Source organism: Actinokineospora enzanensis DSM 44649 (genome assembly GCF_000374445.1).
In the GTDB taxonomy this organism is placed as follows: Bacteria; Actinomycetota; Actinomycetes; order Mycobacteriales; family Pseudonocardiaceae; genus Actinokineospora; species Actinokineospora enzanensis.
The window spans coordinates 22,842-35,875 of the sequence record NZ_KB894423.1 but is presented as its reverse complement, the minus strand read 5'-3'; the positions used below and the strand labels follow the sequence as shown (position 1 = coordinate 35,875).

At 70.1% G+C, this 13,034-nt stretch carries 17 protein-coding genes; 8 read left to right on the top strand and 9 right to left on the bottom strand.

The genetic code is table 11. The features are described from left to right. Positions 1 to 580: 580 nt before the first annotated feature. The 4 genes from hisD to C503_RS46890 are packed head-to-tail and all read left to right on the top strand — an operon-like array spanning position 581 to position 3,769. A complete protein-coding gene (gene hisD, locus C503_RS0122660; protein ID WP_026316587.1) occupies positions 581 to 1,903 on the top strand; it encodes a histidinol dehydrogenase in 1,323 nt (440 codons plus the stop codon). Next, positions 1,900 to 3,000 carry a histidinol-phosphate transaminase gene (locus tag C503_RS0122655; protein ID WP_018684513.1) on the top strand — a complete coding sequence of 367 codons (1,101 nt, stop codon included), beginning with the start codon at positions 1,900 to 1,902 and terminating at the stop codon, positions 2,998 to 3,000. The genes hisD and C503_RS0122655 overlap by 4 nt, the downstream gene beginning before the upstream one ends. Continuing rightward, positions 3,001 to 3,603 (top strand): imidazoleglycerol-phosphate dehydratase HisB, encoded by a 603-nt coding sequence (hisB, locus tag C503_RS0122650; RefSeq protein WP_018684512.1) that lies wholly within the window; start codon positions 3,001 to 3,003, stop codon positions 3,601 to 3,603. A 1-nt stretch (position 3,604) separates the two neighbouring features. Then, positions 3,605 to 3,769 (top strand): hypothetical protein, encoded by a 165-nt coding sequence (locus C503_RS46890; RefSeq protein WP_018684511.1) that lies wholly within the window; start codon positions 3,605 to 3,607, stop codon positions 3,767 to 3,769. 33 nt (positions 3,770 to 3,802) lie between these two features. Here C503_RS46890 and soxR read toward each other — a convergent pair whose 3' ends face one another. From soxR to C503_RS0122630, 3 genes are read right to left on the bottom strand one after another with little or no spacing between them, the layout of a single operon-like run. Then, on the bottom strand, positions 3,803 to 4,267 hold the full coding sequence (soxR, locus tag C503_RS0122640) for a redox-sensitive transcriptional activator SoxR (protein ID WP_018684510.1): 465 nt from the start codon (positions 4,265 to 4,267) through the stop codon (positions 3,803 to 3,805). A 27-nt stretch (positions 4,268 to 4,294) separates the two neighbouring features. Continuing rightward, positions 4,295 to 4,846: an RNA 2'-phosphotransferase gene (locus C503_RS0122635; RefSeq protein WP_018684509.1), complete on the bottom strand. Its 552-nt coding sequence runs from the start codon at positions 4,844 to 4,846 to the stop codon at positions 4,295 to 4,297. Positions 4,847 to 4,890: 44 nt separating this feature from the next. Continuing rightward, positions 4,891 to 5,142 (bottom strand): hypothetical protein, encoded by a 252-nt coding sequence (locus C503_RS0122630; protein ID WP_018684508.1) that lies wholly within the window; start codon positions 5,140 to 5,142, stop codon positions 4,891 to 4,893. A 151-nt stretch (positions 5,143 to 5,293) separates the two neighbouring features. Here C503_RS0122630 and hisH point away from each other — a divergent pair, with 151 nt between their 5' ends. Both hisH and priA read left to right on the top strand, forming a co-directional pair. Continuing rightward, positions 5,294 to 5,929 carry an imidazole glycerol phosphate synthase subunit HisH gene (gene hisH, locus C503_RS0122625; RefSeq protein WP_026316586.1) on the top strand — a complete coding sequence of 212 codons (636 nt, stop codon included), beginning with the start codon at positions 5,294 to 5,296 and terminating at the stop codon, positions 5,927 to 5,929. Between the two features lie 95 nt (positions 5,930 to 6,024). After that, positions 6,025 to 6,753: a bifunctional 1-(5-phosphoribosyl)-5-((5-phosphoribosylamino)methylideneamino)imidazole-4-carboxamide isomerase/phosphoribosylanthranilate isomerase PriA gene (priA, locus tag C503_RS0122620; RefSeq protein ID WP_018684506.1), complete on the top strand. Its 729-nt coding sequence runs from the start codon at positions 6,025 to 6,027 to the stop codon at positions 6,751 to 6,753. An 8-nt stretch (positions 6,754 to 6,761) separates the two neighbouring features. Here priA and C503_RS0122615 read toward each other — a convergent pair whose 3' ends face one another. The 3 genes from C503_RS0122615 to C503_RS0122605 all read right to left on the bottom strand — a co-directional run bounded on the left by C503_RS0122615 (position 6,762) and on the right by C503_RS0122605 (position 8,018). Beyond that, on the bottom strand, positions 6,762 to 7,136 hold the full coding sequence (locus C503_RS0122615) for a PPOX class F420-dependent oxidoreductase (RefSeq protein WP_018684505.1): 375 nt from the start codon (positions 7,134 to 7,136) through the stop codon (positions 6,762 to 6,764). 61 nt (positions 7,137 to 7,197) lie between these two features. Next, positions 7,198 to 7,671 (bottom strand): SRPBCC family protein, encoded by a 474-nt coding sequence (locus C503_RS0122610; RefSeq protein WP_018684504.1) that lies wholly within the window; start codon positions 7,669 to 7,671, stop codon positions 7,198 to 7,200. Further along, entirely contained in the window at positions 7,668 to 8,018 is a 351-nt protein-coding gene (locus C503_RS0122605; RefSeq protein ID WP_018684503.1) for an ArsR/SmtB family transcription factor, read from the bottom strand. Before C503_RS0122605 ends, C503_RS0122610 begins: the two co-directional genes overlap by 4 nt. 128 nt (positions 8,019 to 8,146) lie before the next feature. Here C503_RS0122605 and C503_RS0122600 point away from each other — a divergent pair, with 128 nt between their 5' ends. Both C503_RS0122600 and C503_RS0122595 read left to right on the top strand, forming a co-directional pair. Continuing rightward, entirely contained in the window at positions 8,147 to 8,611 is a 465-nt protein-coding gene (locus tag C503_RS0122600; protein ID WP_018684502.1) for a hypothetical protein, read from the top strand. A gap of 75 nt (positions 8,612 to 8,686) precedes the next feature. Beyond that, a complete protein-coding gene (locus tag C503_RS0122595; protein WP_018684501.1) occupies positions 8,687 to 10,324 on the top strand; it encodes an alkaline phosphatase D family protein in 1,638 nt (545 codons plus the stop codon). 90 nt (positions 10,325 to 10,414) lie between these two features. Here the strand turns inward: C503_RS0122595 and C503_RS0122590 are convergent, their stop codons facing one another. The 3 genes from C503_RS0122590 to C503_RS0122580 form a co-directional block, all read right to left on the bottom strand. After that, entirely contained in the window at positions 10,415 to 11,317 is a 903-nt protein-coding gene (locus tag C503_RS0122590) for a hypothetical protein (protein ID WP_018684500.1), read from the bottom strand. Between the two features lie 66 nt (positions 11,318 to 11,383). Then, positions 11,384 to 12,328: a hypothetical protein gene (locus C503_RS0122585; protein WP_156893399.1), complete on the bottom strand. Its 945-nt coding sequence runs from the start codon at positions 12,326 to 12,328 to the stop codon at positions 11,384 to 11,386. A 42-nt stretch (positions 12,329 to 12,370) separates the two neighbouring features. Continuing rightward, a complete protein-coding gene (locus C503_RS0122580; protein WP_018684498.1) occupies positions 12,371 to 12,952 on the bottom strand; it encodes a S1 family peptidase in 582 nt (193 codons plus the stop codon). Between the last annotated feature and the right edge of the window lie 82 nt (positions 12,953 to 13,034).

Sequence of the window (13,034 nt, the reverse complement as noted above, 5' to 3'; positions counted from 1 at the left end):
CCGCTGCCCGCTGCCCGCTGCCCGCTGCCCGCTGCCCGCTGCCCGCTGCCCGCTGCCCGCTGCCCGGCGTCTGGCTCCAAAGTCCGAGACCGCCCTTTCGGACACAGAACCCGGCCCCGCCCCCGCCCCCGCCCCGCCCGGCTGTGCAAGATCATCAACCGCCCTCCGGAACATGCCCCTCCCACCCGGGGGCCGGCCCGCGCGTGAGCCTATCTGCGCAGGTCAGGGGGTCGGAAGAGGGCGACTTGCGGCTGTGGATGGATTTCGGGGGATGTGGATAACGCATGATCATCGGCGCCCACATCGGTGGCCACAATCGGCCTGGCTGGGTGCCGTGCATCCACATCCCCCGACATCCATCCACAGCCAACCGAGCGCGGCTTCCATGCCCCTGACCTGGACAGATAGGCTCACGCGCGGGCCGGCCCCCGGGCGGGAGGGGCATGTTCCGGAGGGCGGTTGATGATCTTGGGCTGGGTGGGGGCGAAAGGGGTGCGGGGCTGTGACCTGCGGTACCGGCGGCGCACGGCATATCGCGGGGGACCTATCCTTGAGCGCATCCACGTCGAGAAGGGAACCCATGCTCACGCGCACCGATTTGCGTTCTGCTGTTCCGTCCGTCGCCGAGTTGCGGGCTGTGTTGCCGCGCGCCGAGGTGGACGTGGACGCGGTGCTGCATCGGGTGCGGCCGATCGTGGAGGATGTGCGGAGTCGCGGGGTCGCGGCCGTTCTCGATTACACCGAGCGGTTCGACGGGGTGCGGCCGGAGAGTGTGCGGGTGCCGCAGGACGAGCTCGGCAAGGCGCTGGCTGGGCTTGACGCGCCGGTGCGGGCGGCGTTGGAGGAGTCGATCGCGCGGGCGCGGCGGGTGCACGCGGATCAGCGGCGGAGTGATGTCACCACGCAGGTCGTGGACGGTGGCACGGTGACCGAGCGCTGGGTGCCGGTCGCGCGCGTCGGGCTTTACGCGCCGGGTGGGCTTGCCGTCTATCCGTCGAGTGTCGTGATGAACGTGGTGCCCGCGCAGGCGGCGGGTGTCGAGTCGTTGGTGGTGTGTTCGCCCGCGCAGGCCGAGTTCGGCGGGCGGCCGCATCCGACGATCCTGGCGGCGGCGGCGTTGCTCGGGGTCGACGAGGTGTGGGCGGTCGGTGGCGCGCAGGCGGCGGCGATCCTCGCGTATGGCGGGGTCGACACCGACGGGAGTGTGCTGGAGCCGGTCGACATGATCACCGGGCCGGGCAACATCTACCTGACCGCGGCGAAGCGGCTGCTGCGCGGGCTGATCGGCATCGACTCCGAGGCCGGTCCCACCGAGATCGCCATCCTGGCCGACGGCGGTGCCGACCCGGTGCACGTGGCCGCCGACCTGATCAGCCAGGCCGAGCACGACCCGCTGGCGGCGAGCGTGCTGGTCACCGACTCGGTCGAGCTGGCCGACGCGGTCGACGTGGAGCTGGTGCGGCAGGTCGGGGAGACCAAGCACAGCGAGCGGGTCGCGACCGCGTTGCGCGGCAAGCAGTCCGGGACCGTGTTGGTGTCCTCTGTGGACGAAGGGCTGCGGGTGGTGAACGCTTACGCGGCCGAGCACCTGGAGATCCAGACGGCGGACGCGCGCGGGGTCGCGGCGCGGGTGCGCAACGCGGGCGCGGTGTTCGTCGGCGCGTACGCCCCGGTGTCGCTGGGCGACTACTGCGCGGGCTCCAACCACGTACTGCCCACCGGCGGCTGCGCGCGGCACTCGTCCGGGCTGTCGGTGCAGACGTTCCTGCGCGGCATCCACGTCGTCGACTACACCGAGGACGCGTTGCGTGAGGTGGCCGCGCACGTGGTCGCGCTCGCCGACGCAGAAGACCTGCCCGCGCACGGCCAGGCCGTCACGGCCCGGTTCCGGGATCGCGGGTGAACGCCCCGGGAGCGCGCGCGGCCCTGTCCGACCTGCCGCTGCGCGAGGATCTGCGCGGGCGCACGCCTTATGGCGCGCCGCAGCTGGACGTGCCCGTCCAGCTCAACACCAACGAGAACCCGTACCCGCCGCCGCCGGAGCTGGTCGCCGACATCACCGCCGCCGTCGCCGAGATCGCGGGCACGCTGCACCGCTACCCCGACCGGGACGCCGTCGCCCTGCGCGCCGAGCTCGCCGACTACCTGGCGGGCGCGACCGGCGCGCCGCTGACGGCCGCGAACCTGTGGGCCGCCAACGGTTCCAACGAGATCCTGCAGCAGCTCCTGCAGGCCTTCGGCGGCCCCGGCCGTACCGCGCTCGGGTTCGAGCCGTCCTACTCGATGCACCCGATCATCGCCGCGGGCACCCGCACCGAGTGGGCGCCCACCCCGCGCCGCGCCGACTTCTCCCTCGACGTCGACGCGGCCGCCGCGGTGATCGCCGAGCGCGCGCCGGACGTGGTCTTCGTGACCAGCCCGAACAACCCGACCGGCCAGTCCGTCCCGCTCGCCGACCTGCGCACGGTCGTCGCGGCGTCCCCGGGCGTCGTGGTGGTGGACGAGGCCTATGCGGAGTTCTCCTCGCAGGAAAGCGCCGTCCACCTGATCGACGAGTTCCCGGCGAAGGTCGTCGTCAGCCGCACCATGAGCAAGGCCTTCGCCTTCGCGGGCGGACGGCTGGGCTACCTCGCCGCCGCCCCGGCCATGGTCGACGCGCTGTTGCTGGTGCGCCTGCCCTACCACCTGTCGACGCTGACCCAGGCCGCCGCCCGCGCCGCGCTGCGTCACGCCGAGGGCACGCTGGCTTCGGTGCACGCGTTGTCCGCTGAACGCGACCGGGTGGCGCAAGCGCTTGCCGGGCTGGGTTTCCAGGTCGTGCCGAGTGACGCCAACTTCATCCTCTTCGGACCCTTCCCCGACCCGCGCGCCGCCTGGCAGTCCTATTTGGACAGTGGCGTGCTGATCCGGGACGTCGGCATCCCCGGCCACCTGCGGGTGACGGTGGGAACCCCGGCCGAGAACGACGCGTTCCTGGCCGCCAGTAAGGAGATCGCGTAAGTGAGCAACCGTGTCGGCCGCGTGGAGCGGATCACCCGGGAGTCCTCGGTCACGGTGGAGATCGACCTGGACGGTTCCGGCAAGGTCGAGATCGCCACCGGCGTCCCGTTCTACGACCACATGCTGACCGCCTTCGGCACCCACGGCGCCTTCGACCTGGTCGTGCGCGCCACCGGTGACGTGGAGATCGACGCCCACCACACCGTCGAGGACGTCGCCATCGTCCTCGGTCAGGCCCTGCGCACCGCGCTCGGCGACAAGAAGGGGATCCGCCGCTTCGGCGACGCCTGGATCCCGATGGACGAGACCCTGGCCCACGCCGCCGTCGACGTCTCCGGCCGCCCCTACTGCGTGCACACCGGCGAACCCGACGTCATGATCGGCTTCACCGTCGGCGGCAACTACCCCACGGTGCTGAACCGGCACGTCTTCGAGTCGATCGCCTTCCACGCCCAGATCGCCCTGCACCTGCGCGTCATCCACGGCCGCGACCCGCACCACATCACCGAGGCCGAGTACAAGGCCTTCGCCCGAGCCCTCCGCGCCGCCGCCGAGTCGGACCCCCGGATCGGCGGCATCCCCTCGACGAAGGGCGTGTTGTAACGTGCCTAAGGAAGTCGTCATCATCGGCCTGATCGTCCTGGCGGGTCTCCTACTGGGCGGCGTCTACACCACCTGGAAAACCGCCAAGTTCATGGCCGGGATCCTGCTGGTGTTGGCGCTTCTGGCGGGCGGCGGCGCGGTGGCCTGGTACCTCTCCTCCACCTGACCGACGGACTTCTGTGCACACCGGCAGAGCCCGCTAGACGATGCCGCCCTCGCTGCCGGCCTTCAACTTGGGCGCCCCGGGTCCGAACGCGGCCAGTTGGTCCTCGCTATTGATCAGCAGGCAGGACTTCAACGACAAACACCCACACCCGATACAAGAGCTCAAGTTGTCCCGTAGCCGCTGCAACGAATCAATTCGAGCTTCCAACTCCCCCCGCCAAGCCTTGGACAACCGGGACCAGTCCATTTTCGTGGGCGTCCGCTTGTCCGGCAACGTATCCAACGCGTCATGGATCTCTTCCAGCGTCAGTCCCACCCGCTGCGCCGTCCGAATGAACGCCAACCTCCGCAACACGGCTCGCGGATACCGCCGCTGATTCCCCGCGGTCCGTTCCGACGTGATCAACCCCCGCTCCTCGTAGAAGCGCAGGGCGGTATGCGGCACTCCGCTGCGGTCGGCGACCTCGCCGATGGTCAGCAGCTCGGGCAGTATGGACACCCGGCAGAGCCTACCGGCGACCTCCAGCTAGGTCGAGGTAACGGTCAGGTAGTCGGCAGGCACGTGCGGCGTGAGCCAGACACCGTTGGCACTCAGCTGGAACTCATGGCCCACGGCGACCATCTCCGCCGCGGCGACCGCCAATACCACCGGTTTGCCACGGCGAGCGCCGACTGTGACGGCGGTCTCGCGATTAGCCGAAAGATGTACCGCGTGCCGACGCATCGGCCGTAGCCCTTCACGCTGAATAGCGGGCAAAGCCGCGGCGACCGTGCCGTGGTACAGGGTTTCCGGTGGTTCGGCCACGGCCAGACCGAGATCGACGGACACGCTGTGCCCCTGGCTGGCGCGAATGCGGGTGCCGGTCTCGTCGAACGCGTAGCGGGCCTTGTTGTTCTCCGCGACCACCCGTTCCAGCAGGGGACGGTCGACCCGCGTGCCGTGGGCGCGCAGCGCGGCCAGGAGTTCCTCGACCGGGACCCAGCCTGCCGGGTCGAGGGTGATACCGATGCTGTCCGGATTGTGACGCAGTACGAGCGCGAGTCGCTTGGACAGGCGAATGATGTTCTTGTCTTCCATTTCGCGCCAAGTACAGCACGCCACCACCCCGGGCCGACAGCCCTTTACACTGCTGCGGCCCGGTTGGAGTGCTCGGCGAGGGCGAGCGACTCCCGTGCGGTACGCGGCATCGGGATCTCGACAGCGGCCTCGGCCGGTTCACTGGCAGGCAGCAGCAGGGCGACGGCGAAACCGATCCACAGCAGCGCGAGCGGGGCAGGCCAGATCACCCACGCGGAGACGGCCAGGTATACGTTGACCGCCGCCGCGCCCGCCAGCACGGCCGCTAACGTCCACCGGACCGATCTGCGGTCCATCGCACGCGTCTCCATGATTACCCCCATCGCCGCCGTGCTTCACGGTTCCCGACCCAGACTCCTCGCGGAGGAGGTACCCGGTGCGGCGGCGAGCCAATCGCGAGCGTCGGTCACGGTTCGATCACGACGACCGGCGACTACGCTGACCTGCGTGGCACGAGTCGTCGTCTTGGATTACGGATCCGGAAACCTCCGTTCGGCGGAGCGCGCGCTGCGCCGGGTGGGCGCGGACGTGGAGGTGACCGCGGACTTCCAGGCCGCGGTCGAGTGCGACGCGCTCGTGGTGCCCGGGGTCGGCGCGTACGCGGCCTGCATGGCGGGGCTGCTCGCGGTGCGCGGCGACCGGATCATCGGGCGCAGGCTCGCGGGCGGGCGGCCGGTGCTCGGCATCTGCGTGGGCATGCAGGTGCTGTTCGAGCGCGGCGTCGAGCACGGCGTGACGACCGACGGCTGCGGCCAGTGGCCCGGCATCGTCGACCGGCTGGAGGCCGACGTCGTCCCGCACATGGGCTGGAACACCGTGCGCGCGCCGGAGAAGTCGGTGCTGTTCGCGGGGATGGACGCCGACACGCGCTTCTACTTCGTGCACTCCTACGCCGCACGCAAGTGGGAGCTGCACCCCGAGCCGCCGATGGTCGCGCCGCTGGTGACGTGGGCGCGGCACGGAGACGACTTCGTGGCGGCCGCGGAGAACGGCCCGCTGTCGGCCACCCAGTTCCACCCGGAGAAGTCCGGCGACGCGGGCGCGCAGCTCCTGGAGAACTGGCTGTCCCACACGACCGGGTGACCGGGCGGGACGAACGGGAGAACGGCCCCGGACGTGTCGTTCGTCGCGCGTCGAGGTTGTGCGGGCCGTCGACCGGCACCCACTAGGCTGACCGGGTGAGTTTCTACCTGCTGCCCGCCGTCGACGTCGCCAACGGCCAAGCCGTCCGCCTGACCCAGGGGGAGGCGGGCACGGAGACGACCTACGGTTCGCCGCTGGCGGCCGCCCTGGCCTGGCAGTCCGACGGCGCCGAGTGGGTCCATCTGGTCGACCTGGACGCCGCCTTCGGCCGCGGCGACAACCGTGCCCTGGTCGCCGAGGTCGTCGGCACCCTGGACGTCAAGGTGGAGCTCTCCGGCGGCATCCGCGACGACGACACGCTCGCCGCCGCCCTGGCCACCGGCTGTGCCCGGGTCAACCTGGGCACCGCCGCGCTGGAGCATCCGGAGTGGTGCGCCCGCGCGATCGCCGCGTACGGCGAGAAGATCGCCATCGGCCTCGACGTCCGCATCACAGACGACGGCCACCGCGTCGCCACTCGCGGCTGGACCAAGGACGGCGGCGACCTCTGGGAGGTCCTCGCCCGCCTCGACCGCGACGGCTGCGCCCGCTACGTCGTCACCGACGTCGGCAAGGACGGCACCCTCACCGGCCCCAACACCGACCTGCTGCGCGATGTCTGCGCCCGCACCCCGTCCCCGGTCGTCGCCTCCGGCGGCGTGTCCAGTGTGGACGACCTGCGCGCGCTCGCGGAGCTGGCGCCGGTCGGCGTGGAGGGGGCGATCGTGGGGAAGGCGTTGTACAACCGGAACTTCACCCTTCGGGAAGCCCTCGCGGCCGTCTGAGTGACTGTCTAGACAGGACTGATGGCGATCCCGATCGTGCCGTCGTAGCCGCGGCGGAAGCGGCTGGCCCAGACCAGGATCCGGCCCACCAGGCCGTACTTGCGGATGATGAGTTTTCGCGCCCGCGCCGTGCCCGCCTCGTCGAGCAATCGTGCCGAGGCGGGCACGGACGCGCCCGCGGGATTGCCGCGGATGTCGCACGGGGCGACCTCGATCCGCGGATTGTTGCGGATGCGCTTGACCTTCCCGGACGAGCGCACCGTCCAGACGACCAGGTCATCGCCGTCCCGGGCGACCCACAGCGGTGTCGGCACTTTCGTGCCGTCCCGCTTGACCGTCGTCACCAACAGATACTTGCCATCGCCGAGTTCCTGCCATGCCATCCATCAAGGCTAGTCGGGGCACGGCGACCATGCCGGGCCTCGACTCTCGCACCGAGGCTTCCTACAACGTGGGGAGAAGCTCCGCGAGGCGGTCCATCGCGTCGCGGACACCGGATTCCATGCCATTGGCGATGTGCGCGTCCCGGGCCTCCACGGAGAAGCCGACCGACCGCATGTGCACGGTCGTCCGCCCGTCCTGCTCGGTGAAGGTGATCCGCTCCATCGCGATGTCGCCGGGCGCGCCCTCCCACTCGAAGGTCTGCACGATGCCCTCCGTCACGGTCGGGTCGCCGTGGAAGGTGCCGCGGAAGGCGTACTCGTTGCCCTCGTCGTCGGTGTGGATGTAGCGGTAGCCGCCCGCGTGCCGGGCGTCCCAGTGGTCGATCTTCATCGTCAGCCTGCGCGGCCCGAGCCACTGCACGACCAGGTCGGGCTCGGTGTAGGCGCGGAACAGCAGCGCGGCGGGCGCGGCGAACTCGCGGGTGATCTCGATGACGGGCAGGCCGTCGGGGGCGGTGATCACGGTGTCGCTCATGTCGGTTCCTCGTCTTCCTCGGGGTGGGTGTCCTGCAGCCGGGCGAGCAGCTCGTCGAGCCGGTCGTGGCTCTCCTCCCAGTACTCGCGGTACCCGGCCAGCCAGGCGGTCGCGTCGCGCAACGGGTTCGCCTCCAGGTGGCTCAGGCGCGCCGTGGCCCGGCGGCTGCGCGTGATCAGCCCGGCCGCCTCCAGCACCTTCAGGTGCCGGGACACGGCGGGCTGGGACATCGCGAACGGGGCGGCCAGCTCGGCCACGTTCGCGTCGCCCGCGCGCAGCCGGGCCAGGATCGCCCGCCGGGTGGGATCGGCGAGGGCCCCGAACACGGCGCTCAACTGGTCGGTCATCTATAACCATTTCGTTCTAGAAGGGATGCGTTAAGAATGCACCTCGGTCGACATGCCGTCAACCCCCGCTGTCGATTAGCCTGTCGTCGCAGGTAGGGGCCGGTGTGGCTGCTTAGCGGGAGGTGGACATGGGCTTCTTCGGTCAGTACGTCTACGACGGCACCGGGTGGCACAACCAGGACGACTGGGACGGCAGTACGCAGCCGGAGGTGTGGCTGACGCTCGACATCTTCGACAGCGACGTCGCCTCGGTCCGCTACCACCCGAACGGGTCGGGCGCGGGCGTCGCCTACCTCGGTCACACGCCGCGCAGCTACTTCGACGACCCCGACGCCTCCGAGCCGACGGACGTGCCCCGCGAGGCGGCGGGCCTGGCGGCCTGGTGGGCGGCCAGGAGCGGCGGCGACGCGGCGGGCAAGGTCGACGAGATCGCCGGGTTCCTCGCCGGAGACGACGACCTCGATGACGACCTCGATGACGCCGACGATGGCGAGGACGCCGAGGACGACGACGCCGACATCTTCGTGGAGATCAAGGCCGCGCGCTTCCTCGCCGCGCTCGACCTGCCGCTGCCGCAGGACCTTCAGGACTGACGGGATGGGAGTTCCGCCGATGTTCACCCGACGGGTGGGTGTGACATCCAAGCCCCTGATGTACCACTGGCAGGCGTGACTCCCACCACCCCGTTCGACCGCCGCGTCTTTCTCAAGTCCTCCGCCGTCGCGGGCGGCGCGCTGCTGGTGCCCGCCACGCTCGCGGTCACCGCCGCGTCCGCCGCCACCCCGCAGTTCGCCCACGGCGTCGCCTCCGGTGACCCGTTACCCGACGGTGTCCTGCTCTGGACCCGTGTCACCCCCACCCCCGAGTCCACGCCCGGCTCCGGCATCGGCCCCACCGTCGAGGTGCGGTGGGAGGTGGCCACCGACTCCGGGTTCGGCTCGATCGTGCAGTCCGGCGCGATGCTGACCGGGCCCGACCGTGATCACACCGTGAAGGTCGCCGCCGGTGGTCTCAACCCGGCGACGGTCTACTACTATCGTTTCTCCCTCGACGGCACGGTTTCCGGCACCGGCCGTACCCGCACGGCTCCTGCCGCCAATGCCGATGTGAGCAAGCTGCGGCTGGGCTTGGTGTCGTGCTCCAACTGGCAGGCCGGGTACTTCTCCGCCTATCGCCACCTTGCCGCGCGCACCGACCTCGATGGTGTGCTGCATGTCGGTGACTACATCTACGAGTACCAGGCCGGTGGTTACGGGGCCCGTGGCGTGACGATCCGGCCGCACGAGCCCACCAACGAGACCATCACGCTCGCCGACTACCGGCGTCGGCACGCCCAGTACAAGACCGACCCGGATCTCAAGGCGCTGCACGCGGCCCAGCCGTGGTTCATCACCTGGGATGATCATGAATACGCCAATGACACCTGGTCCGGCGGTGCGGAGAACCACCAGCCGAACGAGGGCGACTGGAACGTGCGCAAGGCCGCCGCCCGGCAGGCCTACTTCGAGTGGATGCCGGTGCGGCAGGGGGCGAACGGCGAGATCTACCGGCGGTTCCGCTGGGGTCGGCTCGCCGAGCTGTCCCTTTTGGACCTGCGCAGCTATCGGTCCAAGCAGACCACACCGTCCAATGGCGACCCAGGGGACCCGAACCGGACCATCACCGGCGACGCGCAGATGAACTGGCTCAAGTCGGGGCTGTCCGGCACCGATGCGAAGTGGAAGCTGGTCGGCAACTCGGTGATGATCACCCCGATCTCGCTGGGGAATGTGGAGTCGCGGTTCCTGGAGTCGCTCGGTTCCCTGCTCGGCCTGCCGGTCGGCAGCGTCGCCGCCAACGCGGACGCCTGGGACGGCTACACCGCGGACCGGCAGGAGCTGTTGGGGCATCTGAAGGACAACAAGGTCAGGAACACCGTGTTCCTCACCGGCGACATCCACTCCTCGTGGGGCGCGGACGTGCCGGTGGACCGGTCGAGCTACTGGTGGAACGGGAACTCCGCCGCGGTCGAGTTCGTCACCACCTCGGTCACCAGCGACAACATCGACGATCTGCTGAAGGTCAGCCCCCGCTCGGTGTCGCCGATCGCGGAGGCCGCGTTGGCGGCGGGCAACTGGCACCTCAAGTACATCGAGCTGGACTCGCACGGGTACTCGGTGGTCGACGTGAATCCGCAGCGGGTGCAGATGGACTGGTTCTACCTCGCCGATCGCACCAGCCCGACTTCCACTGCCCGCTACGCCAAGTCGTTGGCCACTGTGGACGGGTCGCAGAAGGTGAAGTCCGTGAGCGGACCGGTGTCCTGAGTCTGCCGTGCTGCCGTCGGTGCGAGCTTGCACCGACGGCAGTGTCGGTTTGAGGATGGCAGAGACAAGAGGGCCGCCGGACGCGGCAGGTTATTTGGCGGGTGGGAGAGTCGGCCATAGTTGGGCCGCGTAGGTCTTGGCCTCGTCACACGGTGAGGTCTGGAGGTCTTCGCGGTATACGGTCAGGTTGACGGACTCGTGCTCGCGTTGGCCCGGGACCGTGTGGTCGCCGGACAGGCGGCAGCTGAGCGAGTCGTCGATCGGGATCTCGTACCGCACGGTCGGGCGGCCCGCCACTTCGATCCGCTCGCTGCCGGTTTCCTCGGGCGGGGTCGTGTGGATGCCGAACGACACCTGTACGGACACCTGCCCGTCCGGGTCGTTCCACAGGCAGGTGTGCCTGGTGGGCCAGGACTTCACCACCCGCAGTCCCGCGGACGGTGTCGTCCGGCACGGGTCGAGGCCGCCGAGCGAGGTGGGGGCGAAGGTGCGGTGCTTGATCCGGTACGGGGTGTATTTGAGCCGTTTCAGCATCTTCTCGAAGCCCGCCGCGATCCGGTCGCACGCGTCGGTCATCGTGCCGGTGTCGGCGAACCACGGGAACACCGCGAGTGCCAGGCTGCCGAACTGCAACAGGCGTCCGCACGGCATGTCCTGGGTGGAGTACGCCAGGTAGGTCATGCCCTCGAACTCGACCGGCGCGTCCTGGCCGGGGAACACGTCGAGCTTGTCGATCGAGCCGACCGAGACGTGCACCTCGCCGACGCTGACGTCGCAGTCGCTGAACGTGTACAGCGCTGTCGTCGTCGCGCCGAAGTCGGACGGGTCGAACAGTGAGCATGGGTCCAGGGTGGGCAGGTCACCGAGGGCGGCGGCCACGTCCACCGGGCGGTCGACGCCGTGGGCGTAGTCCGGTGGGGGAGTGAAGACCGTGCCGCACCCGGATACCAGCGTGAGGGCGCAGACCGCCGCGGCCACCCGACCCGAGCCCATCGCCGACCTCCGATCCCGTCGTCCACTGGGGACAGGATGCGCCGTCGGGCCGGGTTCCGCGCGGGCTCACGGTGTGGGCAGCACCGGCCATAGCTGGTTGGCGTACTGCACGGCCTGGTCGCACACCGCCGCCGCGTCCTTGACCCCCTTGCGGACCAGGTTCAGCACGGACATCTCGTGGTCGCCGTGCGGGACCTGGTGCGCGCCGAGCAGCAGGCAGCCCGCGTCGTCGCCCATCGGTTCCTCCAGCTTCTCGGTCTTGCGGCCCGCCACCTCGATCGCGTTGCCCGGCAGGTCGGTCAGCTCGCCGACGCCGAAGGACACGCGCAGTTCGTTCTGCGTCCCCGCATCGGACCACGCACAGGTGTGCTTGGACGGCCACGTCCTCACCGTGGGTAGTGCCGAGACGACCGCGGCGGGCATGACGGCACACGCGTCCACCCGACCGAAGGACGCGGGCGGGAAGGTGCGGTGCTTGACCGACTTGGGCGAGCTCTTCAGCCGTTTCAGCATCTTCTCGAACCCCTCGGCGACCTTGTCGCACTGGGCGGCGGCGCCCTCGCCGCTCGCGGCCAGCATGTGCACCGACAGGGCGAGGTCGTCACCGAACAAGAGGAGACGGCCGCAGGGCATGATCGGGGTGGAATAGATCGAATAGGACATGCCCTGGAACTCGGTGGGCGTGCCGCGCGCCTGGAACGTGTCCACCTTGTCGACCATGCCCACCGAGATGGTCGCACCCCCTGGGATCGAGATACCGCACTCGTCGAAGGACATGGGCTTCGCGGTGACGGCGCCGAAGTCGGCGGGCATGGTCAGCGAGCACGGGTCCAGGGTGGTCAGATCGCCGAGGATCTTCGCCACGTCCGGTTTCGGCGGCCGGTAGTCCGGTACTCCGTGCGCGAAACCCGGCGGCGGGGCCACCACGGTCGTGCATCCGGACACCAGTACCAGCACGCCCGCCACCGCGGCGGTCAGCCTGCCTAAGCCACCCATCCCTGCCCCCGACATCGAGCGTTCCACTGGGGACGGGATGCTACCCACCCGCTGCGGTCAGCCGGTGTACAGGATCAGTCCGTAGGCCGACAACGCGGGCCGGACGGGGGCGAAGTAGCCGACGCCGCCGGTCCGGCAGTTACCCGAACCGCCGATCAGGATGCCTTGGGCCTGGCCGTTCCCGCTCAGCACCGGCCCGCCCGCGTCGCCAGGCTCCACGCACAACGTCGTCCGGGTGAGACCGGTGATCGTCCCGGTCGGGTAGTTCACCGTTTGATTTCTCGCCTGCACGGTGCCACAGCGCCAGCCCGAGGCGGGGCCGTAGGCGCAGACGGACGAGCCGATCGCCGCCTCGGTGGCGCCGTGGACGGTCGTGGTGCCGGAACCGACGCGCACCAACGGGGTCGAGACCGAGTCCGGCGGGGCGGGGATGATCCCGATCGGCCCGCTGGTGCCCGCGCAGGCCCCGGTGGTGATGATGACCCGGGCGCCGGAGCCGGTGCGCGCGTTGAACCCGATCACGCACCGTTTGCCGCCGACGATGACGCTGTCGCCGCCGACCAACGTCACGGTGGCGGAGGCGGCGGGCGCGGTGACGACACACAGGACCAGCGCGCACAGGATCGCTCGAAACCGCATGGGGGACCGCCTTCCTCCGGTCACCCGACCGTAAGCGGCGAAACGGGCATCCCGGAAGCCACTGTTCGGCCCATACCGTTCC